The 23,002-nt window shown below is 48.5% G+C and carries 18 protein-coding genes; 10 read left to right on the top strand and 8 right to left on the bottom strand.

The annotated features are described in order from the left end of the window. Nucleotides 1-98: 98 nt before the first annotated feature. Nucleotides 99-1,271 (bottom strand): DUF58 domain-containing protein, encoded by a 1,173-nt coding sequence (locus QT974_RS10715; RefSeq protein ID WP_333468471.1) that lies wholly within the window; start codon nucleotides 1,269-1,271, stop codon nucleotides 99-101. 312 nt (nucleotides 1,272-1,583) lie between these two features. Between QT974_RS10715 and QT974_RS10710 the strand changes: the two genes are divergently transcribed. The 3 genes from QT974_RS10710 to QT974_RS10700 all read left to right on the top strand — a co-directional run bounded on the left by QT974_RS10710 (nucleotide 1,584) and on the right by QT974_RS10700 (nucleotide 6,780). After that, entirely contained in the window at nucleotides 1,584-2,876 is a 1,293-nt protein-coding gene (locus QT974_RS10710; RefSeq protein WP_333468470.1) for a type IV pilus twitching motility protein PilT, read from the top strand. 677 nt (nucleotides 2,877-3,553) lie between these two features. Beyond that, nucleotides 3,554-5,185, top strand: coding sequence for a polysaccharide biosynthesis protein (locus tag QT974_RS10705; protein WP_333468469.1), 1,632 nt, complete (start codon nucleotides 3,554-3,556; stop codon nucleotides 5,183-5,185). Between the two features lie 389 nt (nucleotides 5,186-5,574). Further along, nucleotides 5,575-6,780, top strand: coding sequence for a glycosyltransferase family 2 protein (locus QT974_RS10700; protein WP_333468468.1), 1,206 nt, complete (start codon nucleotides 5,575-5,577; stop codon nucleotides 6,778-6,780). 92 nt (nucleotides 6,781-6,872) lie between these two features. Here QT974_RS10700 and QT974_RS10695 read toward each other — a convergent pair whose 3' ends face one another. Beyond that, a complete protein-coding gene (locus tag QT974_RS10695) occupies nucleotides 6,873-7,775 on the bottom strand; it encodes an EamA family transporter (protein ID WP_333468467.1) in 903 nt (300 codons plus the stop codon). 99 nt (nucleotides 7,776-7,874) lie between these two features. On the opposite strand from QT974_RS10695, the gene QT974_RS10690 reads away from it, so the two are divergent. Together QT974_RS10690 and QT974_RS10685 are read left to right on the top strand one after the other, a co-directional pair. After that, a complete protein-coding gene (locus QT974_RS10690) occupies nucleotides 7,875-8,366 on the top strand; it encodes a MarR family winged helix-turn-helix transcriptional regulator (protein WP_333468466.1) in 492 nt (163 codons plus the stop codon). A gap of 95 nt (nucleotides 8,367-8,461) precedes the next feature. Next, nucleotides 8,462-8,626: a DUF4926 domain-containing protein gene (locus QT974_RS10685; RefSeq protein WP_333468465.1), complete on the top strand. Its 165-nt coding sequence runs from the start codon at nucleotides 8,462-8,464 to the stop codon at nucleotides 8,624-8,626. A 551-nt stretch (nucleotides 8,627-9,177) separates the two neighbouring features. Here the strand turns inward: QT974_RS10685 and QT974_RS10680 are convergent. The 3 genes from QT974_RS10680 to QT974_RS10670 form a co-directional block, all read right to left on the bottom strand. Further along, nucleotides 9,178-9,732 (bottom strand): NYN domain-containing protein, encoded by a 555-nt coding sequence (locus QT974_RS10680; protein ID WP_333468464.1) that lies wholly within the window; start codon nucleotides 9,730-9,732, stop codon nucleotides 9,178-9,180. 351 nt (nucleotides 9,733-10,083) lie between these two features. Next, a complete protein-coding gene (murI, locus tag QT974_RS10675) occupies nucleotides 10,084-10,944 on the bottom strand; it encodes a glutamate racemase (protein ID WP_333468463.1) in 861 nt (286 codons plus the stop codon). A 194-nt stretch (nucleotides 10,945-11,138) separates the two neighbouring features. Then, nucleotides 11,139-12,920: an N-acetylmuramoyl-L-alanine amidase gene (locus tag QT974_RS10670; RefSeq protein ID WP_333468462.1), complete on the bottom strand. Its 1,782-nt coding sequence runs from the start codon at nucleotides 12,918-12,920 to the stop codon at nucleotides 11,139-11,141. On the opposite strand from QT974_RS10670, the gene QT974_RS10665 reads away from it, so the two are divergent. After that, nucleotides 12,909-13,133: a hypothetical protein gene (locus tag QT974_RS10665; RefSeq protein WP_333468461.1), complete on the top strand. Its 225-nt coding sequence runs from the start codon at nucleotides 12,909-12,911 to the stop codon at nucleotides 13,131-13,133. The two genes, QT974_RS10670 and QT974_RS10665, sit on opposite strands and share 12 nt — an antisense overlap. Nucleotides 13,134-13,589: 456 nt before the next feature. Here QT974_RS10665 and QT974_RS10660 read toward each other — a convergent pair whose 3' ends face one another. Together QT974_RS10660 and QT974_RS10655 are read right to left on the bottom strand one after the other, a co-directional pair. Beyond that, nucleotides 13,590-13,946 carry a hypothetical protein gene (locus tag QT974_RS10660; protein WP_333468460.1) on the bottom strand — a complete coding sequence of 119 codons (357 nt, stop codon included), beginning with the start codon at nucleotides 13,944-13,946 and terminating at the stop codon, nucleotides 13,590-13,592. A gap of 348 nt (nucleotides 13,947-14,294) precedes the next feature. Beyond that, a complete protein-coding gene (locus QT974_RS10655) occupies nucleotides 14,295-15,302 on the bottom strand; it encodes an alpha/beta fold hydrolase (RefSeq protein ID WP_333468459.1) in 1,008 nt (335 codons plus the stop codon). A 423-nt stretch (nucleotides 15,303-15,725) separates the two neighbouring features. Here QT974_RS10655 and infC point away from each other — a divergent pair, with 423 nt between their 5' ends. The 3 genes from infC (at nucleotide 15,726) to QT974_RS10640 (ending at nucleotide 20,252) form a co-directional block, all read left to right on the top strand. Continuing rightward, nucleotides 15,726-16,259, top strand: coding sequence for a translation initiation factor IF-3 (gene infC / locus QT974_RS10650; RefSeq protein ID WP_333468458.1), 534 nt, complete (start codon nucleotides 15,726-15,728; stop codon nucleotides 16,257-16,259). A gap of 268 nt (nucleotides 16,260-16,527) precedes the next feature. Continuing rightward, on the top strand, nucleotides 16,528-19,584 hold the full coding sequence (locus tag QT974_RS10645; RefSeq protein WP_333468457.1) for a HEAT repeat domain-containing protein: 3,057 nt from the start codon (nucleotides 16,528-16,530) through the stop codon (nucleotides 19,582-19,584). Nucleotides 19,585-19,775: 191 nt separating this feature from the next. Next, entirely contained in the window at nucleotides 19,776-20,252 is a 477-nt protein-coding gene (locus QT974_RS10640; RefSeq protein ID WP_333468456.1) for a Crp/Fnr family transcriptional regulator, read from the top strand. Nucleotides 20,253-20,420: 168 nt separating this feature from the next. On the opposite strand, the gene QT974_RS10635 is transcribed toward QT974_RS10640, so the two are convergent. Continuing rightward, the gene (locus QT974_RS10635) at nucleotides 20,421-20,765 is read right to left on the bottom strand and encodes a DUF4870 domain-containing protein (protein ID WP_293133680.1); all 345 of its coding nucleotides are present in this window, start codon (nucleotides 20,763-20,765) and stop codon (nucleotides 20,421-20,423) included. Nucleotides 20,766-20,868: 103 nt separating this feature from the next. Between QT974_RS10635 and prfC the strand changes: the two genes are divergently transcribed. Beyond that, nucleotides 20,869-22,497 carry a peptide chain release factor 3 gene (prfC, locus tag QT974_RS10630; RefSeq protein WP_333468455.1) on the top strand — a complete coding sequence of 543 codons (1,629 nt, stop codon included), beginning with the start codon at nucleotides 20,869-20,871 and terminating at the stop codon, nucleotides 22,495-22,497. Nucleotides 22,498-23,002 lie beyond the last annotated feature (505 nt).

The following is a 23,002-nucleotide window of genomic DNA, read 5'->3' as shown; positions in this document are numbered from 1 at the left end:
GTTTGATCGTTCGGAATGCGAGTCCGCATCTAAGAAAGGACTCGCATTCCGAACGATCGAACCAATAATAGGATACATAAAAACTCATCCAGTCAATCTTAATAACTAATTGCTCTTTCTAAAGCATCTTGTAACTGAAGTTCTAAAGGTCTATCCGAGCGAATTTGTAAGCCTGGTAAATCGTGTTTTACTAACAGTTTTTCGCCTGTTTCCGGCGCAGTAGAACTCGGCCAGAGCAGCCAACGACTACCAGGCGTAAGAGTGCTTAAACTTGCAGAGTTTTGAGTTAGCCAAATTATCGATAGTTGCGATCGACTATCGATCGCATCTTCGGCAGCATTAACCGCCGCCAAGGTTTCCAAAACTACCCGGTTCCCCGACACAAGTCCGGTTCCGGCCGTCCAAAGTTTGACGTTTAACAGGCGCTTGCTAGCATAGAAGTAAAGAGACGCTGCTACTGTCACGGCTCGTTCAAACTCCTCTGCTTGCCACAATGCAGCGCTGTCGAGAGCAATGATAATTTCTTGACCGCCTGCTGCAACTTCTAACTCTCTCACCCGCAGTTCTCCGTAGCGGGCGCTGGTGCGCCAGTGAATCAGGCGGGTGGGGTCTCCGTGGCGGTAAGGTCTCAGGTTGCGGGTGAGTCCTTCGGTAGCGGTTTGCGATCGCAGGCGATCGTACAATTGCGGACTGTCTTCTTGACCGATGCGATCGATCAAAGGGCAAGTGTTCAACGGCAAAACCTGCGGGTAAACCACCGCCACCGCTTTTAGCGGGCGGCTGCGGCGGCACCAAAACAAGCCTAAAGGCGCCGCCGTTCTCAAGTGTACTTCTTGCCAGCGATAGACGCCCCGCTGCCGGGCTTCTAGATAGTATGTAAGTCTGTACGTACTCTCAGGCTCTATCAGCTCGATCGGGCGGACGATCGGCTCTCCCAGTACAAACGGCAAGATATCTAAGACTTGTAACAAAGTTTTAGGCGATCGAGTGCGATTTTCGATTTCTAGTTCCACCGTAATTTGATCCCCCGCACTCACCGGTGCGATCGGGTGGCGGCCCACTTCCAAGAAACGGAGCGATTTTGTCGGCAAAACCGCCGCTACTCCCAGCAGCGCCAAACTCCCACCGCTGAGCGCGTAAAGCCAGCCAGACATGGTATTAGTAGCCGATCCAAAAAAGAACACCGTCATCCCCGACAGCAGCCAACCCGCGTAAGCTGGAGTAACAGCGCGATTTTCGAGCCAGCCAGCAATTTTGTGACCGATGTTCATAGGAGTCAAAACTGTTAATTACTCGATCGCCCATCAAGCCTAATTGTAAAATATTCTCAGCAGTTAGTACCGAATTAGCAACCGAGCGATTAGATTATAAATCGGGAATTTTTTCACTCATACCTTGACCGCGCCCAGTAACGGATATTAGATCCCGACACTCAATCACCCACGGTCAATCCCCAAATTTTAGACCCAACGACTGCGCGAGCGGGCAACGCCCTAGTTGAAACTCCCAGATTCACGGCGCTGCGAGTCAATCGAAAAATGGAAAATCGAAAAATCGAAAATCGACTGATTGGAGACTAAAAAATGAACCCATTAAACAATCCTACACCAGTTAAACCCGAGGCTCAAGCCCGCCGCACCCCGCCGCCGCCTCCGCCCTTGGCTGCAACTCCGGCGCCACCGCCACCACCACCAGGGCCTGCTGCACAACCCCCTGCGGCCCAACAGCAGCGGGCTGTTGAGACTCCCGTAAGTACGATCGAACAAATGGTCAGAGATGCCCATAGCGCAGGAGCTTCCGACATTCACATTCGAGTCGGCCAAGTACCTCGATTTCGGATTCGGGGCGTCATGCAAGTAGCAACCAGCCACCCCAAAGTCACGCCAGAAATTTTTGAACGTTACTTAGCCGAAATTCTCACCCCCGAACAGCGCAAACAATTTGCAACTACCAAGGAATTAGATTCAGCAATTTTTTACCCGGGCTTCGTGCGGTGTCGGCTCAACTGTTTTGATTCCCTCAGCGGCGGCGCCCTAGTATTGCGGTTGATCAGTTTGGAAATACCGACTATCGATTCCTTGAGATTGCCAGAAGTTCTCAAAAGTATCATTTTGCGATCGCAGGGATTAATTTTGATTACCGGGCCGACTGGTTCGGGGAAATCGACAACAGTAGCTGCGATGATCGACCACCTCAACCAGATGGAGCAGAAGCACGTAGTTACAATTGAAGACCCGATCGAATTCATTCACCCTTCTAAAAAATGCTTGGTCAGCCAGCGGGAAGTCGGCTTGCACACCCACGAGTTTCAGCAGGCTTTGCGAGCTGTTTTGCGGGAAGACCCCGATGTGATTCTGATCGGAGAAATGCGCGATCGCGTTACCATCAATACAGCCTTGCAAGCAGCTCAAACTGGTCACTTAGTATTGGGAACTCTCCACACTCGCAGCGCCATCAACGCGCTCAACCGATTGTTGAACCTCTATCCGCCCGAGGAACAGCAAGCAATGCGGATTCAAATTTGCGATTCTTTAGTAGCAGTAATTGCCCAACTTTTGCTACCGACAGTTGACAACCGCCGCGTCGCAGTTCACGATATTTTGGTGAATACCCCGGCCATGAACGATTACCTGATGAAAGGTGCTGATGATGAAGCTTTCCGGTTGATGGAACATGACACCTACGAAGGAATGCAGATTATCAACCAGGCTCTTTACAAACTTGTGCTTGAGGGCAGAGTAACGATCGAAGAAGCGGCAAAAACTTCTCCAGAAGCCAGCGATTTAGACCGCCGCTTGCGAACCGGAGGCTACGATCCAGCCTCAGCTCGCGACTTTGAAGGCAGCAAAAAAGAGCGCACCGTTCGCGCCCGGTAGCAGCACACATACGGGGGTAGACACAGCACTGCTACGCTACCCCACCAATTAATACTATTTGAAATTTGAGATTTGAGATTTGAGATTAAAAAATTGGGAATGACTTATTGTGTATGGGTTTGAATCGCTGACCGACTGTTGCATTTTTTTTAACTGGTATGGGTAGCAATATTTTTGACCTACCGCAATATTTAGCGCTGTTGTGAGTATTTTGACTTAAATATTAACTGTATTTAGTCTCCAAAAATACATTCTGCTTAATTAGTAAAATTATCTCAAGTCTCTTGTTAAGTTTTTTTAAATTTGCTCACTTTACATTAACTTTAAAATGGCGTAAAAACTGGCAGGGAATTGCAAAGAAATAGTAAAGATATGTTGTGAGTATTGCCAACAGCCTGCAACTTAAGTTTATAGTTGTAATGACAAATTGTTGACAGCCAACGTTCCGACTTTGCCGAACCCAAAATTTAGCAGGTGAAAAAACGCTTAATAAAACTACAAGTAGGCTGAAAACAATTAATTAGTATGAGAGCAGCTCGCGTCTCTTTTCGGTCCAGTGGCTGTGGGTATGAAAAATCCTAAAACCACGTAGAATTTTAAAAATCCTCTCCCTCAAAAATCTGTTTAACAACTCTGAATCAGCAGCCGTATTTCGAGAATTTACAGGAGCAAAGAAAATGAAGAGTGTGTCTAACCCCTCAGAAATGTTTGAAGGTGCTACCAAAGCCCAAATAATCGATCGCATCGCGCGCCTAGTTCCCCCCGGTTCCCCGGAGCCCCAAGATCCTCAAATCCTAGCAGCCCTACAAACTCTCACCGCACAGCTAATCGCAGCCTATCAAGCCGACGGACAACTCGATCGCGAACCATTTACCGACGTACGCGATCGTAGCATTCACCTGTACGCATCCGCAGTTAGCAACAAAATCAAAGGAAAAACCATTCTCGTAACCGGCGGAGAAGGCTGTGTCGGCAGTTTCTTAATCGAAAAACTCCTGACATTAGGTGCAACTAACATCATTTCCGCAGACAAAGCCCGATGTCAAAACCCCGAAGAAACTCTCCCGCACTTTAACAAAGAAGGCGCAGTAACTTTCTATGCCGCCGACATTCGCAACTTCCAGGCGCTGAAACACATATTTGAGGTTGAAAAACCAGAAATTGTGTTTCACCTCGCAGCCCAACGCCAACCTGGATTAGCTGAAATCAAAATCCGAGAAACAGTTACAACCAGCCTGTTAGGATGCAAACACGTCATCGAACTGTGCGAAGAATACGGCATCGAACACTGCATCTTCTCTTCCACAGGCAAAACATCTCGATATTTTACAACCGAAGTTTACGCAGCCTCAAAGAAGTTTGCCGAATGGCAATTTGCCAAAGCAGCTCAAGCCGGAAACGTCACTTACGGGATGGTGCGCTTTACTCATATGTTGGAAAATAGCTTGTTCTGCGAGCAAATGTCCAAAAAAGTACAGCAAAGTAAAACTGTCAACGTTCACGCTCCCCACCGCTACGTCACGGCTCAAAATCTTGTCGAAGCCGTACATTTATTGCTCAACTCACTGATTGTATCAGTTCCCGGAAAACTGAAACTTGTCGCCGTGAGCAATCTCGGGTGGCCGACAGAAACCTTGGAAGTAGCACTTTATAAAATCCTGGAATCAGGCAAAAATCTGCCGATTTATTTTCAAGGACTTTTACCGGGATACGAAGAACCGTTTTTCCTCGGACAGTTTGACTGGAACAAACCTACAGACATTCACCTTTTAATTAATGTTCTCGAAGATCCTTTCAGAATTCTTGACGATGCTGGCGACATGGTGACTGTAGAATTAGCTCCTTTTTCCTTGCGCGTCTTAGATAGACAAGTGTCGCACCTCGAAAGCTTGCTCGCCGATCCAGATTTCTCGGAAGTGAAAATTAAGCACGCTCTTGTTGCGGCCCAAAAAGAAGTGATTGCTTCCTCTTTTGCTTGGAGTTCCCCGCAAGAGTTGTTGAAAATTTTACAGTCGGGAATCAATCCCAAGAAATTACAAGGTTACGGAACCGAAATCGCTGACTACAGAGAAATTATCGAACTCCTGCTGCAAGGGATGTACGGGAGGCTTACCGAAGAAGTCTTGAACAGTGCGGGAGTTACTGCTGATGAATTTGATGATTTAGTGGAGAGTCTTTCTACGCTGGATTCTATGGAAGCAGAAGTGGGATATTTGCGATCGATATCGAGATGTATCAGACAATCGATAGTCCCCGCACAGTTTACCCAAAAAAAACCTGAACCTGTTCCTGTCCTCGACGCAGCGTAATTGGAAAATAGTTTCAAGATTGCTTCGTTGTGTTTAGTGGATTAAAAACCGAACACCCCAAAACCCGGTTTCTTTGAGAGACCGGGTTTCTCAGGTTTGGGCGTGTTTGAGGTTTAATTCAGTGATTTACTTAAGATTGTAACAATCGACATGATATGATATTATGTGCGAGGGGAAGACTGCAATCAAATAGGATCGAGCGTGAGGACTTTAATCCGCATCCAAGAGAGGACTAAAGTCCTCACTACGAACCAGATCGGGCTAATATTTTCGGACATGATATCATAGGTTAAATAGCATGGCTCGCTGAGTTGGCGAAGGTGCAATTGTATTGAATTAACTCAATGACCGCAGCAAATTAAATTAAATTAAATTAAGGTACTACAATTGTGCAAATAAATCAGCTAGCGTTCCAATTTATTGATGTTGTACTGTTGACGATCGCCCTAATCCTACTAATTCCCATCACAGTTCTTTTCCTAGAATGCAGTGCAGCCTTCTTGTCCAGCTTGGGCCCCACATCACAAACTCAAGAACCCCGCCCCAAAATAGCCATTTTAATTCCCGCCTACAACGAAGCAGCAGGAATAGCCGCCACCATCTCCACCATATTGCCGCAGCTAACACCGCAAGATTGTCTGTTAGTGATTGCTGACAACTGCACGGACGATACAGCAGAAATCGCCCGCAACAGCGGTGCAACAGCGATCGAGCGCCACGACACAGAACGCAAGGGGAAGGGATACGCCCTAGATTTCGGCTTGACTGCGATCGCCTCAGACCCCCCAGAAGTAATCATCATGGTTGACGCCGACTGCATTTGTGGGCCAGACGCGATCGACAAATTAGCCCGGGCGGCCATAGCAGAACAAAGGCCAGTGCAAGCAACATATTTAATGGAACAGCCGCCCAATCCTACCCCAAAAGATTCGATTTCAGCCTTAGCATTTCTAGTGAAAAACTTAGTCCGGCCCAGCGGATTAAAACAGCTAGGATTCCCCTCGTTGCTAACAGGTACGGGCATGGCTTTTCCCTGGTTAATCATTCGAGATGTTCCCTTAGCCAGCAGCAATATTGTCGAAGATATGCAAATGAGCTTGGATCTGGCGATCGCCGGACATCCAACGGTATTCTGCCCCGAAGCCCGAGTTACCGGATGTTTGCCGCAACAGCAACAAGTAGCTAAAACTCAAAGAACCAGATGGGAACACGGACACTTGCAAACCTTGCTAACTCAAACTCCCAGGCTGGCGACAGCTTCGATCGAGCAACAGCGTTTTGACTTAATGGCGATCGCCCTAGACTTAGCCGTCCCTCCTCTATCCCTTTTAGTTGCTATCTGGCTAGCCGCTTTTGCCGCCTCAATACTAGCAGCAATTATCGGAGCATCCGCGATTCCCGCCATATTATTAGGAATACAAGGATTGCTAATTTTAGTTTCAATTGTCAGCGCTTGGGCAAAATTCGGGCGTGCCGACATTTCCGGCGCAACTCTATTATCCGTACCGTTTTACATCCTGTGGAAAATCCCTTTGTATCTCGGTTTTATCCTGAAGCGGCAAACTAAATGGGTGCGCACAGAACGCGATGTTTAGTATTCGGTAGTATTCTGTAGGGTGCGTCACCCAGATAGTTGATGCAACTCGAAACTCTTGTTTCCGGGGCACCTTAAGATGGCAAATGTAAGTTATTTTTTGCTCCGAGATTTGAAAGTATTAGATAAGCTTTGACGTAGCCGATCGGTTTGTTGCCCTATCAAAACACTCATCAAAACAATTCCCATCCCAATCAGTTGAATTGGCGTAAGTGTTTGGTGTAGTAAGACGAATCCCAGTAGTGTTGCTACTACAGGACTCATCAACCCTAGAGACGCCACAGCCGATGCTTTTAGTTTATCAATCCCCCGAAACCAAAGTGCATAAGCAACTCCAGTGCCGACTAAGCCCAGGTAAACGAAGCCCAATAGGTTAGTTGTGGAGATATGAGTTATTGGCCCTTCAATCGCTAGGGCGATCGGCAGCAGAACTATTCCACCAACTGTTAACTGCCATGCTGTAAAAACAAGTAGAGAAACTGGGCGTTTCCACCGTTTGACTAGCACCGTTCCCAAACCCATTGTTGCGGCTCCAGCGATCGCCGCCACAATGCCAATGCTATCAAGGCGCGCACGAGGGCCCAGAACCAGCAACCCGACACCAATAAAGCCTGCGATCGCCACCACAATAGACAGCTTAGACGGTTTTTCATTCAATATTAGCGAAGAAAATAATACGACTAATAAAGGTTGGATTGCGCCTGCCGTTGCAGCAACGCCACCCGGAAGGCGATAAGCAGCGACAAATAATAGTGCTTGAAAAATTCCGATATTGAGGCTACCTAAGAGCAGAATACGCCACCACCAAATACCTTTGGGCAGTTGTCTAAACCAGGCTGCTAGCAGAATACCGATGGGGAGCGATCGCAAAGCAGCCACTAATAGCGGATGGTTAGGTGGCAAAAGTTCAGTCGCTACAACATAAGTTGTTCCCCAGATCGTCGGCGCCAGAGCAGTCAGCAGAATATCAGAGAGGCGAACAGTAGCTGTCTTCACGGTTTTATCTTAACGTCAAGATACTTGATGCCAAGATTCTAGCATTTATCTTGATGTTAAGATGGTTGGCATCAAGATTTTTAGGTGAGTAGCATTTCAATGAAGGCCGATCCAGTCGATGCGATTTTGGCTCAATGGCAGAGAGAGCGCCCTGACTTAGATGTGTCGCCAATGGGCATCATTGGTAGGATGGGGCGACTGACCAAATACTTAGAACGATCGCTTCAACAGACATTTTCCGACTTTGACCTGAACGTTGGAGAATTTGATGTGTTGGCGACATTGCGCCGTTCTGGCCAACCGTACCAGCTTACGCCGACCGAGCTATTCAATACATTGATGGTTTCATCCGGTACGATGACGCATCGTATAGATCGCTTAGAAAGAGCCGATCTTGTGAAGCGCATGGACGATCCGAGCGATCGCCGAGGGACGCTAATTCAGTTGACCGATAAAGGTTTCAAGGCGATCGAGAAAGCTGTTGAGGCTCATGTTGCCAATGAGCATCGACTCCTTAGCGCTTTAGACGAAGCCGAACGCCAAGTTCTGGCTCAACTGCTGCGCAAGCTTTTAATTTCATTTGAGGAGTAGCGATCGTGACAGTAAAAAACCTTTGCAGCGGATGCACAAAGTCTTTTTGCTTCCTTGCAATCATACTTGCGATCGCTCAATAGGAACGTTATACAGTGAAGTTAGTTGAACTGTTGGCTGATGGTGCAGCATTTGAGGTAGAATTTCGCGATCGCAACGGACGCACTTATGAATCTGTCGGATTGCCAAGAGAGAAAATTATGGTGTTGCACTTCGAGCCAGCATCACCCGATATCAAGCCTGAGATAGTTACAGCGTAAAAAACATATCGGACAATAAAAACAAAAAAAATCTGAAGCTGGAAATTTCCAACTTCAGACTTTTACTAACTCCCCGGGTAGGATTTGAACCTACGACCAATCGATTACACTTATCCCAACGTTTCCGAAGGGCGCGGACTATTTCATCATCCCTAAAACGCAGATTTAATATCTATCGCGGGATGTCGGGCGCTGTGAGATTTATTGGTTAGGCTCCTCATCTCTAGTCTCTGCACCTTTCCGGCTACTTGCGGTCAAAACCGCTGCCTTTTGCCAGACTTGGCTCAAGATTGCCGCCACCCGAAGTGCTGCGGTTTCCTTGAATTCACCCGATTTTTCAGTACCCGTTACCGGATAAAGCTGCTATGTCACTAGGGCTTTTGGTTGTTACCAAAGGCTTGCATTCATTACAGTCGATCGCTCTGCCGCTGAGCTACCGAGGATTGAGGCTTTTTTGTCAGCCACATTTACTAATAGTACCGGAACTTATTAGATTTAGCAAGGCCTTTGACAAACTTTTTTTTTGTCATACAGCAAGCGGGTTTGGGGCGCTAATGCAGACCCATTCTCATTCTGGCGAGGCGCTGCTGCGATTCAGGATCGAGGGAATTGGACAGAAAGCGACTGGAGTTTTGTTTGCGGGATTTGTGCTGGCGCTCGCTGCGGCGGGCGGTGGATTCTACGTCAGCTTCTAGTTGTTCGGCGGACATCCATTCGGCGCCGTAGCCGACTACTGTCAATTGCTGCGCTCGGTCTGATGTGGCGACAATCATGCGGCCTTTGCCTTTGACCGATCGCAACTCATACCGCAAACCAGCACAAGACTTTTCAATATAAGTATCTGCCGTCTGACCGAAGTCAGTGTAGTGCACTGATAAATTTTTAGTAATAATTTCTTTGACGCTGGGAGTGTCTCGATAGTGAGCGTCAAACACCAGTCGGGCTTCAAAATCTTGTAAGGCGCTGTAGTTAACTAAAACCTCAATCAACTCGCGGCGGGCTGTTTCGAGTTCGTCGCGATCGCGCTTCTCTCGAAGTCTTGGCCAAAGTCCAATCATGTTATAGCCGTCTACAAGTAATACTGCTTGCGATATATAGGGTGACATGGTTCAAGGCTGAAGAGCTCCAGCAGATAGAGGACATTATTTGCATTGTTAATCAAAGCTTTTGTTAAATCTTATTACAAGATGATGATTGATTGCTACCTGCGATCGCAATAATTAAACCCCCCAAATCCCGAAAAGCTTGGGATGTGGGGGGTGATACGATTTTCGATATGCGATTTTCGATTGGGGATTAAAGAATGGGAATGACTCGTCACATAAGGGTTTCGAGTTTGCTCACAGTTGCATTCCTTTGGGAAATTGGTGTGGGATTTGGGCGATCCTGTTCGATCGCTTTGTGTTCGATCGCTTCGCTAACGCTAACGCTAACGAACTACCGATAAATTTGCCGGCTTATTCGACAGATTCGACGGATACGGGCGATGGCTTACGCCCCGCTTCGCTACGTACAACTGTCGGCAGAAATACTTTCTCAACCGCAGGAGTACAGCCCAGCCACTGCACCGACAAGTCAGCAAACTGCTGCGGGGCGCCGCTGACGCAAAAACGAGTCGGCAGCGCTGCACCCGAATTCCGCAGCCCCAAAACTTCTAATTCTCGGGCAGCAGCCGCCACCACGCGCACCGCAGGATCGATTAAATTGACACCAGCGGGCAAGAGCGATCGCAACACAGGAGCCAACAGCGGATAATGAGTGCAACCGTAAATCAGCGTATCAATCCGCTGCTGGATCAAAGGAGCCAAATATTCCCGCGCCACCTCAGAAGTATAAGGATCCTGAATCCGATTTTGCTCCACCAGCGGCACAAAAGCTGGACAGCTAACCTGCCATACCCGACAAGCAGAGTCCATTTCCAAAATCGCATTTCTATAAGCATTGCTAGCAGCCGTCGCCGGAGTTGCAATCACCCCAATCCGCTTGCCTTGCTGCACCGCAGCCTGCGCCCCCGGCAGAATTACTCCCAGCACCGGAATGTCAAACTCAGCCTGCACCATCTCCATCGCCAAAGCAGAACTGGTGTTGCAGGCCATAATCACCATTTTCACATCTTGTTCCACCAGCCACGCCATAATTTCGCGGACAAAATGCACAATTTCTGACGCTGCGCGAGTGCCGTAAGGCAGCCTTGCCGTATCTCCAAAATAAAGTATTGATTCGTTGGGCAATTGTTTGTATAACTGCGTTAAAACAGTCAAACCGCCCACACCACTGTCAAAAATACCGATTCTTTGTTTTCCAGAGTCTGTTGTCATTTGTTAATAGTTAGTTGTCTGTTGTCTGTTGTCTGTTGGCAGGAAAGCAGTTGACAGGAAAGCAGTTGGCTGTTGACTGTTGGCAGGAAAGCAGTTGGCTGTTGTCATTTGTTAGTCGTTTTCTGTGGCTAATAACAAATAACCAATAACATTAATCAACTGTCAACTGTCAACTGTCAACTGTCAACTGCCCATTATCTTTGTTGAAGATAATATAAAATGCCACGAGCGATCGAAGCCGCCATTTGACTCCGGTAAGCAGGATCCGAAAGTCTAGCAGCATCCTCAGCACCTGTGACAAAACCGACTTCCAGCAACACCGAAGGCATAGCACTCTTCCTCAAAACATAAAATCTTGCCTGCCGCACCCGGCGGTCTTTCGCCCCCGTCCCATCCAAAATACTGGCGTGAATCACCCGGGCTAAATCTTCCCCGCTATCAAAATAATAAGTCTCAATCCCGCTAATATCCGGGCGACTCATATTAATCGCGTTGGCGTGAATGCTGACAAACAAAGCAGCATTCACCCGTGATGCCAAAGAAACTCTCGGTTCTAGGTCGATTTCGCTGTCGTCAGTCCGAGTCATTACCACTTGCACGCCCTGCTGTTCTAGCAGCCTTGCCACCTGATATGAGATATCTAAAACAATCTCCTTCTCCTGAATGCCCCCAATCCCGACGGCACCCGGATCGCGGCCGCCGTGGCCCGGATCGATCGCCACTACGACGCGGCGGTTAGAACTTTGGGGCAAATCACCCGCTCCTATTCTCGGCAACGGCTGTGGATTTGGATCGCGAGTCAAAGGTGACTGCGCGCTACCACTCGATCGCAACTGCAAAGACAGCAACTGCGGGTTCGGCCTGGTCACCCTGCCTACCTGTACCCCCGATCGCGGCTGCACCCAAATCACCACTGTCTCCGCGTCTTCCTGACTGGCGGTAAACGATACAGGACTGTTGCTATCGAGCTGAGGAATTTGCCCGATTAGCGAACTAGAAGCGAGCCGAATCCAGTAAGCTCTCGATGCCTGATCCCAGCCGCTGGTATAGGAGACTTGGCGGTCAGTTGCGATCGCCAATTGCGTGCCGTTGCTCGCTAAATCAATGGACTGAACTCTGGCTAAAGTTCCGGTTGCTGGTCTACCAACAGTTACAGGCGCTGCGCGCGTCAGGGTTGGCGAACTTGCGCCCCTTGGGGATAGCAGCACCCCGCCAGAATTGCTCACAGACGCCCGCCATTGAGTATTAGAACTTTTCATCCGCAAAGTGACCCGCGTAACGGGCGGGTCAGTTGGCAGTTGTCGGACTTCTATCTTCTCAACCCCGTACTTGCCGTTGGTTTGAGGCTGTTGGCCACCTGATCCGGGTGCTAAAGTAGCTCCTTCTATATCCAGGGTGGCGATGTCCCCGGCCCGACTTTGTTGAAAATTAATTTGGGGGCGACCGCCCGCAGTGCGGATTAAAAAACCGTCCGCCGTCATCTGAACGTTCTGAACCACAGTCGCCTCGCTCGATGGCACTTGCGTTGCTGAAGGTTCAATCGATAACCTTTCTCCCCCGGGTTCTGCAACCGGATTTTGGGTTGCTGCTGGCACCGGTGTTGGCAAATCCACTGTCCACTCGCTAGGAGAAATCCCTCGGAATTTTACTTGCTGGGGGTCGAGAGTAAACCCGTCTCTGAGTTCGACCACTATTCTGGTCGTATCGTTGTCAAACTGACCGATGCGCACTGATTCGATCGCCCCTGACAGCGGTTGGTTGACCGCAGAACGGCCCAGACTTGTCCCCGGTAAGTCGATTACCAACCGCGTCGGATTGAAAATCAGTTGAGCCTTGGGTTGTACCCCCCCGTCTGTAGTAATGTAAAGCCGGTTCTCTGAAGCATCAAACCGCCAAGATTGCAGTCTAGCTGCTTCGGCGGCTCCGGCGAGCAAAAATACACTTAAGAAACTCGGTAGTAGCCAGTGGAATTTCACGACAATTTTTTCCTCGTTTGCGTTACTGCCAAAAGTTGTTCGGGCGCTGCTTGCAGGGTGGGCTTTCAGCAGTTAGCCGCCAGTCGATCGCAGGCGATCGAGCGTCAGTTGTTGGCTCTCATTGACTTTTTTCTGCACCGGCCTGCTTCCCAATCGCAGAATCTCGCATTTTTAAACTGGACGGTATGTTGGGGGCGATCGGTTATAGGCTGACTGAAAGATTGCTGGTACAAGGGAATATTTATAGCAGAATGAACAAGAAAACTGGAATTTGGATGCTGGCAAAGATAAAAAAAACAGGATTTTTGTGATTGAAAACGTCCTCACCGTCTTAGCAGTTGCTATCTTTTTAGGAGCCAGAAACCAGGTGTTTCTTGAAGCTTGAACGTACAAGTTAGGATGTTGAATTTTTCCGATCTTCTCGATACTGGTTCCATAGCTCTTTAATATTTAGCCAGCTCGTTACAACCAAGGTAATTATCCGCTTGATTGTTACCTGTTGTTTGCAGTTTTCACATACCACCCCGACAAATTAACAACCTACCTCGGGAACAATCCGGATTTCCCATATCTATCTAACTTTTGAAGGCAGCCAAATGTTAGTCGCAGACCGAATGACATATCCTTTGGGAAAAGCTTTTTTGCTGGCAGCTTGAGAGTTAAATACAACTACATAGCGCCCCTGTTCTCTTTTTTTGTGGGATTTTTACAGTCAGGGCTTTTTGCTGCTTCCAAGTGCCGTTGCGCGACCTTACCCGCGAAGGTGACACTATGATAGCTAGTCCATGCTTTTTGCAGTAACCGGAGACTGTTTTGTGTCACCTTGGCTGGCCATGTTTTCTCACCAACACTCTTCGATCGTGCGCGATCGACAGTCAGAGCATTGATTTGTTGACCGGGAATTTTTTTTTGAACGCAGATATTGTTATCGCAGTTGTAAAGTTTTTTCGACAGTAAAAACAATCGATCGGCTTCTGGATAAAACCTGTGATTTGGTTTGATGACCTGCCTTTCGACTAACTGCATAACTTGTATATGTACTACCAGTTAGAGAAGATACACTATCTTGGCGATTCTGTCAATCTCTCAATTGGTCAAAAAAGCGATCGTAAAATTAGATAAATCACCTCACCGACAGTCAAATAATTGCTAGAACACAAAACTCGCCCAGAGCAAAAAAGTGGTTTAGGTTAGTTTGAACCCCCACCAGCGACCCTTTGAAGTCAATCTTCAATACGAAAATCGACTGATTCTCAAGTCAGGGAAGTTTTGTAATACGATACCACCGGGTGCGATCGACTTCTAACAAGTTTATTTTGAACCCAATCGATACCTGCAAGTTATTTTTGGCAATTGGCAACCCACCGCCTCCAATCAACGGTGCTGCAATTGGCTCTCGCCGACCGTTGTAAAATTCCGGCTCATCCAGTTCAAAATTGCTTGATTTACTTGTTCGGGGCATTCATCCTGGGGACAGTGGCCGGCATTGTCTAATTCAAGGAGCTCTACACAATTGGGATTGCATTCGACAAATTGGTGGGGTCGGGCGAAGCGAGGGGGAATCATCCGATCTTGTTTGCCCCAAATTAACAGCATCGGAATTGTTAAATTTCGCATCACAGTCTTGACACCGGGGCCGACTTGGGCGCTGCCTACAGCTTTAAATAAGGCGCAGAAGGCCCGGGCTGCTCCCCGATCGCCCGCCGGAATTGCTAAGATTTCCACTAATTCGTCGGTAACAGCGGACGGGCTGGCGTAGGCAAATGCCACCCAGCGGCGGACAAAGGAAGGTTTTCGGGCAAAATAAAACAGAGGTCTCAGGACGATCGGGGAAACAAACCAACTCTCAATCGCCACGATCGCCGGTAACAGCCATGCGGGTACCGCTTCGGCTCGCACAGAGGGGTCTGGGAGGCTAATCATCACCGTGCCGGCCACCATGTCCGGGTGAGCCGCAGCGACGGCCAGACAAATCAGCGAGCCGATCGAATTTCCTGCCAAGATGACGGGTTCTCGGATAAAAGTCAGCCAAAAATCATAAACTTGCTCGACCCACACAGATACAGAGTAGTCGATCGGAGCTTTTTGGGAAGCGCCAAACCCCAACAAATCCAAGGCATAAACCGTGTGGTGACAGGCCAGGGGGCCGAGATTTTGGCGCCAGTGGCCGATCGAAGCTCCAAATCCGTGAAGTAAAATAATTGGCGTTGTCGATGTCTGGGGGGCTGCTGGATCTGAAACGGCGCCTGTGCCAGAGGGATTCTGGGCCGGCCGCAAATAACTGTAGCGAGTTTGCCAACCGCGCCACACCCAGTCTCGTTGAGTTCCTACCCGCTGGTGCCATTGCAGAGAATTTGTCAATTTTGCCTCGGCTCGCAACATAAATTTACACTTGCTTCTACCTATTGTACAAGGCAAATCAGGGGACGGCAGCCGGCAGGGCCCACAGGAGACAACACCGGAGATCGAAGCCGTTTTACCTAATGGGTAAGGCTTTACCATGAATTTTGGGTCTGGTGGCGATCGCGTAGCGTGCCCTCAGGGGGCAGGCAAGGGGTGTGAAGTTAAAATAAAAGTCAGCAGAAACTCAGCCAGACTGAGTAGAATAGCAAGTATTGTAAGACTTCATTTACGATCGTTAAAATATTCCCCAACGATGAAGCTGAGGGGAGACAGGGCGCGGTAGTACGTCCGGTGAGGGTAACACCTGACAAAACGGTTGGTTCGGACAACTGAAATATTGGCCGCTCAAACCCGCAACTACAACGAAGCTTCACTATTAAACTACTGCTTGTAAAACCATTCATGCCTGTGATTGAAAGAAGACAAAATCGCAATCTACCCCAGATCAACGAAAACATTCGATACCCCAGAATCCGGGTGATCGATACCGACGGCGCGCAACTAGGGATATTGACACCGAGTGAAGCGCTGCGTCTGGCAGAGGAAAAAGAACTCGACCTGGTACTTGTCAGCGACAAAGCTGACCCGCCCGTATGCCGGGTAATGGACTACGGGAAGTACAAATTCGAGCAGGAAAAGAAAGCGCGAGAAGCAAAACGGAAGCAGCACACTGCTGACGTGAAAGAAGTGAAGATGCGCTACAAAATTGAAGAACACGACTACCAAGTGCGCCTCAAACTAGCAGACCGCTTTATCAAATCTGGGGATAAAGTAAAAGCCACGATCATGTTCAGAGGTCGGGAAATCCAACACAGCAACCTAGCAGAGGACTTGCTCAAACGCATGGCCACAGATTTGCAGGAAATCGCAGAAGTGCAGCAAGCCCCGAAAAAAGAAGGACGCAGTATGATGATGCTGCTGTCGCCCAAAAAATAGTTACTCCCTGATTTAGTCATCAGTCATCAGTCAATAGTAATAGACTGGTGACGGTGGACTAATCACCGCGCCCAAAAACTGATAAAAGTTTTCGACTGCTGTCGTTAAGGCTCGAAAATTTGAGATGATATTTCCTGCTGCCAGATTCATTAAGAGTGTGGAGTAAATCTCAAATCGAAAATGGAGACTCGACGGACGCGCTCGATCGGCGGGGGCGATCGATCGCGTGACACGCTACCAAAAATCGGGATATCAACGCACTACAAGCATGGAAAATTTTCAAATGGGCGCGATCGCCGGAGCAAGACAAGGGGTGCTGCGCTCGCTCAACCTGCGATCGGAAGAAGTAGAGCGAACCGTACTGATGTTTCTCGTCTATACTCTCACCTCGGTCGGGCTGATCTGGCTGGAACTGAGCACGGTAGGTTTGTTTTTAGACGAATTCGGTGCGGACAAAATGCCATATATCTATATAGCCAGCGCCTTTATCGGTTCTGGTTTGGGATTTGTCTACTCGTGGCTGCAAAAAATTCTGCCCCTAAGGCGCACCGTCGTAGTTGTTCTGGCAATGATGTCGGTACCGCTATTTTTGTTTAGATTCGGCATCGGCTACGAAAATACTAAGATAGCTGGCATCAGCATCGCTTTTATTACTATTTTTTTGATGTGGCTGTGGGTGGAAGCTTGCTATGTCCTCAATGACCTGAATACTTCTATCACTTCCAACCAACTGTTTAACATTAGAGAAATCAAGCGCACCTATCCGCTAGTCAGCAGCGGTTATCTAGTGGCTGGAGTAGTCAGCGGGTTTTCTCTGCCGGTTTTGCTCTACGTAGTCGGACTCAAAAACGTTACTCTGATATCAGGGTTAATGGTGGCGACAGGCTCGCTATTGCTATACTACCTAACGGAAAAATACCGCCAAGCATTCCCAGAAACGGCTCACTGGACAGATGACGACGAAGACGACGACCAACAAGAATTTACCGCCCGCAAAGTTACAGGCCCGCTGCAAAAATACGCCGTACCTCTAGTTAGTTTCTTCGTGCTTGCAGAAGTCCTCTATGTGTTGGTAGATTTTCAATTTTACAGCCAGCTAGAATACCAAAACCCCTCGGACGGCGCGAGTGGAGCTAGCTGGATTGCTAGCTTTTTGGGGATTTACGAGGGTATTCAAGGTTTGTTTCAAGTGGCGACTCAGTGGTTCGCCTCCAGCCGCTTGGTAGAACGAATTGGTGTATTCGTGACGGCGATGATTTTGCCCGCTGGTATCGCGATCCTGGGGGTGCTGACCATCGGAGCATCGCTGGGGCAGCTAGTGTCAGTGTTCATCGGACTGATATTGCTGAGATTTTTAGATGAACTGCTGCACTACACGCTTTTGGAAACCGTGAGCCCGGTTTTGTTCCAACCGATTCCAGACAATATTCGATCGGGAATTCAAACTCTAGTCAACGGTGTGGGCGAACCTTTGTCCTGCGGAGTGACAGGAGTTGGCATCCTGATTATGCTCTGGGTGACAGACAAGGTACTGCCCCACCAAGACGAAAAAGACACGGTATTTCACGATAACCAAAGCTTGGTATTCATCGGGGCGATCGTACTTTTGGCGCTGGTGTGGCTGTTTGTCGTGTGGCTGATCCGGTCTCAATACGTCGGTTTGTTGGTCAAAAGCGCGGAACGCGGCCGCTTGGGCGTCACAGACGTTGACCTCAAAGCTCTCAAGCGCGCAGTCGTGGAAACTCTCGAAAAGCCCGGAGGCGAAGATGAAAAGCGCTCTTGCATAGAATTGCTGACGCAAATTGACCCTAAAAATGTTGGAGAAGTTTTGGCGCCGATCCTGGAAGTATTACCTTCGGCTTTGCAGCGCCAGAGCTTGGAAACGATGCTGCAACACCCCAGCCCCGCATACTTAGAAGCAGTCCGCACACTCTCCCAGCAATCCTTGCCGCCGGAGGTGCTGGCCTTGGCTTTGCGCTACATCTGGCTGACGGAAGCTGAACCGAATATCGACAGCTTGCGCCCTTACTTGCAGCCGAACGTCGATCCGGTGGTGCGGGGTACGGCGGCTGCTTTAATTATGAGAAGGGGCGATCGCCAGCAAAAGGCAGAGGCTACTAACACGCTGCGGCAAATGCTCACCCACAAGCAAGAGCGAGAACGGGTGATGGGGACGCGGGCTCTGGGAGAGGCAGATTATTTGCAAGGACTGCGGCTTCATATCCCCAATCTGTTGCAAGATGAATCTCTGCGAGTGCGCCGCGCTCTGCTAGACGTGATTTCCTCGACTCATTCGGAAGAATATTATCCTTCGCTGCTGCGCGGACTCGGTTACAAATCGACTCGGGAAGCGGCTTTGCAGGCGATCGTCAAACTTCATAACGATGCGATTCCTTTGCTGGTGCATTTGGCTGAGGACATCCACAAGTCGGATTTGATCCGGTTTCAAGCTTGGACGGCTTTGGGCCAAATTGGCTCTGTGGAGGCGATCGACATTTTGGTCAGCAATTTGATGACGGCTTGGGGAACTACCAGGCGCAACATCCTCCGCATCCTGTTGAAAATGCCTTCGGAAGCCGGGATAGAAGGAATTCTAGACCGCATCGGGCGCAGCGGCTTGGAAACTCTGATCGAACAGGAGCTGATGTTTATCGGTCAAATTTATGCGGCTCTGGTAGATTTGTCTGGGGTAACAACCTACGGCAATTTTGCCGATCGAGATGCCAGCAGTGGTGCACCTGGGAACGATACGGCTCAATTGTTGCAGCGCGCTCTAGCGGGGTTGGAAGCCGATGCTAAGGATCGATGTTTTTTGCTGATGAAGTTTCTTTATCCGCTGGACACGGTACAAGCCGCGGCTTTCAACATCGCTTCTGGTCAACCTTCTCTGGTGGCTAGGGGATTGGAAATTCTCGACAATACTGTGGATATAGCTAAGAAGCGATCGCTGATTAATTTGTTGGATCAGCACTCGGAAAGAGAGAAGTTGAGCAATCTCTCGGAATTAATGGTTTACAAACCTCTGGCCCCGAGCGATCGTTTGCGCCGCTTGCTAGAGTTGCGCCACTTCCTTTCGGATTGGACTTTAGCTTGCTGTTTTCACTTGGCGAGGGAAGCGCGTTGGAGCCTTACCGCCCAACAAACTCTCGTCTGTCTCCAACACCCGACGGGTTTTGTGCGCGAAGCAGTGTTAGCCTATTTGAAAATAGCTTCGCCGCGGGCTTTGCTCGAATTGTTGCCGAGGCTGCAAAATGACCCCGATAATTTGGTATCAGCTCAAGTTGAAGAGATGATGGCAGAGTTGGGTGCTGGGGGAAAAAGGTAAAATTAGTCATTAGTCATTAGTCATTAGTCATTAGTCATTAGGAAAAGGAAGAAGGAAAAGGAAGAAGGAACAAAAATAAACTATCTTCAATCCGCAATGCCCAATTCCCAATCCGCAATGCCCAATCCGCAATGCCCAATTCCCAATTCCCAATTCCCTGTTAAAGTTTAAATTAATCACTGCATCGCATTATGTTAACTAGCGTCGAACGCCTATTGTTTGTCAGGGAAGTTCCGATTTTTAAGGAACTGCGAGATGATTTTCTTGTGCGTCTAGCATCGGTAATGGATGAACTTTCGTTTCCTTCTAAGCACAGGATTTTTACGGAAGGACAAGAAGGCCGATCGCTCTATATCTTGGTATCGGGTACGGTGCGGGTGCATATAGGCGATCGGGATTTGGCACAGTTGAAGGCGGGGGCTTGTTTCGGGGAAATGTCGCTATTTGATGCGGAACCTCGATCGGCTTCTATTTCGACTCTGGAACAATCGGAGTGTTTGATGCTAACTCAAATGCAGCTTTATGATGCGATCGATGAAACGCCGGGAATTGCTGTTAATATTATTCGCTTGCTGTCGCGCCGGATTCGTGAGTTGAATATCAAGTTGAATGCTAAAGAAGCGGTTGTGTCGCCTCCTGATGCTGTGAGAGTTCCTGAAATGCGATAAAGCTTGGGAATTGGGGAATTGGGAATTGGGAATTACGCACAAATTTTAAATGTAGGGTGCTTATGGCGCACCTAACGAATACTTGTTTCGCACTTCCTAAAACAATTAAAAACCCGGTTTCTGCAAGAAAGCGGGTTTTTAAATAGATGGTGAAGCGCGATTTGTTGTCTAAACTATTCGGAAAATAAAAGGGTAGCGGTAAGCTTCGTTTGGAGTTTGCAAAACGTGGAGGATAGCCATAATTGTCAGTCCCCAATGCAGAAGATAACCTAGCGGCACGAGGATAAAGCCGGCAAGCCCGAAAGTAACCACCGTTAAGGCGACAATCACAGCGCTGTACAGCCATACATTCAGGTGAAAATTGATGGCTTCTGTGGCGTTTTCTTTGACAACGGGGTCATCTGAGACTAACAATACAGCGATCGGCGCTCCGATCGAGAACAGTAACGTGCTGAAAAAAATCGCCCCGTGACACACCAGTGATAGCAGCTTCCGCTTGTCGGAGTCGTACATATGGCTTTTATTCCCTTGACTTTAGCAATAAGTTTACCTTTAATAGTCACTGTAGCACAGGCTATAATGGCGATCGGGTGATGATTCCCCTACCTAATTTGTGATGACAACAGAACTCGAAACTGAACTGCTAACTGCTGTTGAGCGCCGGCGCAACTTTGCGATTATCTCGCACCCTGACGCGGGTAAAACTACTTTGACAGAAAAGCTGCTGCTTTACGGAGGTGCGATTCATGAAGCAGGTTCTGTGAAAGCGCGGCGGGCTCAACGACACGCTACTTCTGACTGGATGGCGATGGAACAGCAGCGGGGAATTTCGATTACTTCTACTGTGTTGCAGTTTGAATATCAAAATTATCACATTAATCTGCTCGATACTCCGGGACACCAAGATTTTAGTGAAGATACTTATCGTACTCTGGCGGCTGCTGATAATGCGGTGATGCTTGAGGATGCTGCTAAGGGTTTGGAACCTCAAACTCGCAAGTTATTTGAAGTTTGTAAGCTGCGACGTTTGCCTATTTTTACTTTCTTTAATAAGCTCGATCGCCCCAGCAGAGATCCTTTGGATTTGTTGGACGAAATTGAGAAGGAATTGGGTTTGCAGACTTATCCGGTGAATTGGCCGATCGGTACGGGCGATCGCTTTAAGGGTGTTTTCGATCGCCGAGGGCGCAAAATTCACTTGTTCGAGCGGACTAAACACGGTTCTCGTGCTGCTGTTGAGACGGTGATTGAATTGGGCGATCCGCGGATTGAGGATTTGTTGGAACAAGACCTTTACTATCAGCTTAAAGAAGAGTTGGAACTGTTGGATGAGTTGGGCACTGAACTGGATTTAGATTTGGTTCGGGCTGGGAAAATGACTCCGGTTTTCTTTGGTAGTGCGATGAGCAATTTTGGGGTCGAGCTGTTTTTGGATGCGTTTTTAGATTACGCGATGAAGCCGATCGCCCGCAACAGCAGCGCTGGGGAACTTCCGCCAACTTACGAAGATTTTACCGGGTTTGTGTTTAAGTTGCAAGCGAATATGGACCCGAGACACCGCGATCGCGTGGCGTTTATTCGCGTTTGTACCGGCAAGTTTGAAAAGGACATGAACGTGACTCACGCTCGGACTGGTAAAACGGTGCGTTTGTCAAGACCTCAAAAGTTATTTGCTCAGGATCGGGAGTCGATCGAGGTTGCGTATCCGGGCGACGTGATCGGTTTGAACAATCCGGGGGTTTTTGCGATCGGGGATACTATTTACACCGGCCAAAAACTCGAATATGAAGGAATTCCCTGTTTTTCTCCAGAACTTTTTGCTTTTTTGAGAAATCCCAATCCTTCTAAGTTTAAGCAGTTCCGCAAAGGTGTTTCGGAGTTGCAGGAAGAAGGCGCGGTGCAAATTATGTATTCGGTTGATGAGTCGAAACGCGAACCAATTTTGGCGGCTGTCGGACAGTTGCAATTTGAGGTGGTGCAGTTCCGAATGCAGTCGGAATATAATGTGGAAACTACGCTGGAGATGTTGCCTTATAGTGTAGCTCGTTGGGTTGATGGCGGTTGGGATGCGCTGGCGAAAGTTGGACGTTTATTTAATACTGTGACGGTGAAAGATAACTGGGGAAGGCCGGTTTTGTTGTTTAGGAATGACTGGAATTGCCGTCAGGTGGAAGGGGAACATCCTGTTTTGAAGTTAAATGCGATCGCCCCTGTGGTTTCGGGTTTGGAAAAAAGCGAAGATTGATTCGATCGGGATACGGAAGTAACCCTAAATCCTCAGCGCGATCGCCCAAAACCTCTCAATCGCGCTCTTCAATCGAAAAGCCCAAATCAAAAATCAAAAATGGATTGACGGCGGCCCCCATCTGCGGCTACGCTTTGAAGTGAGGTTGCAAAACAAGCAGCCCGCATCGCCCAAAAATCTAGTTACGCTGCCCAAAGCTGCTGATAACAGCAATGGACAGCTCACCGCCAAACTGGGATCAGCAGTCTGGAGGCTCCGAGAATCTTAACACTCTCTGTAGCCACCTTGCTTTGCGTTGCTGTGCGGGGTGGCTGGGTTTTTGGGTTTTTCTAGAAAATCCAAAACCAGGAGAACATAATATGACTGAAGAATTCGTGCGTCACGATGACAAATCCGTTAGCGCGTCCCCCAGCCCAAATGACGAACCAGCAGCATCGCAACAGGATGTGCTGTGTGTAACGGTGACAGGTTCGCCCAAGGGTGTCAGGGAAACCATACTCACTTT

It is taken from the genome of Microcoleus sp. BM001215392 (assembly GCF_036700185.1).
GTDB lineage: Bacteria > Cyanobacteriota > Cyanobacteriia > Cyanobacteriales > Microcoleaceae > Microcoleus.
Note: the sequence above shows the minus strand (reverse complement) of the source record. Positions and strands in the feature narration are given on the sequence as shown.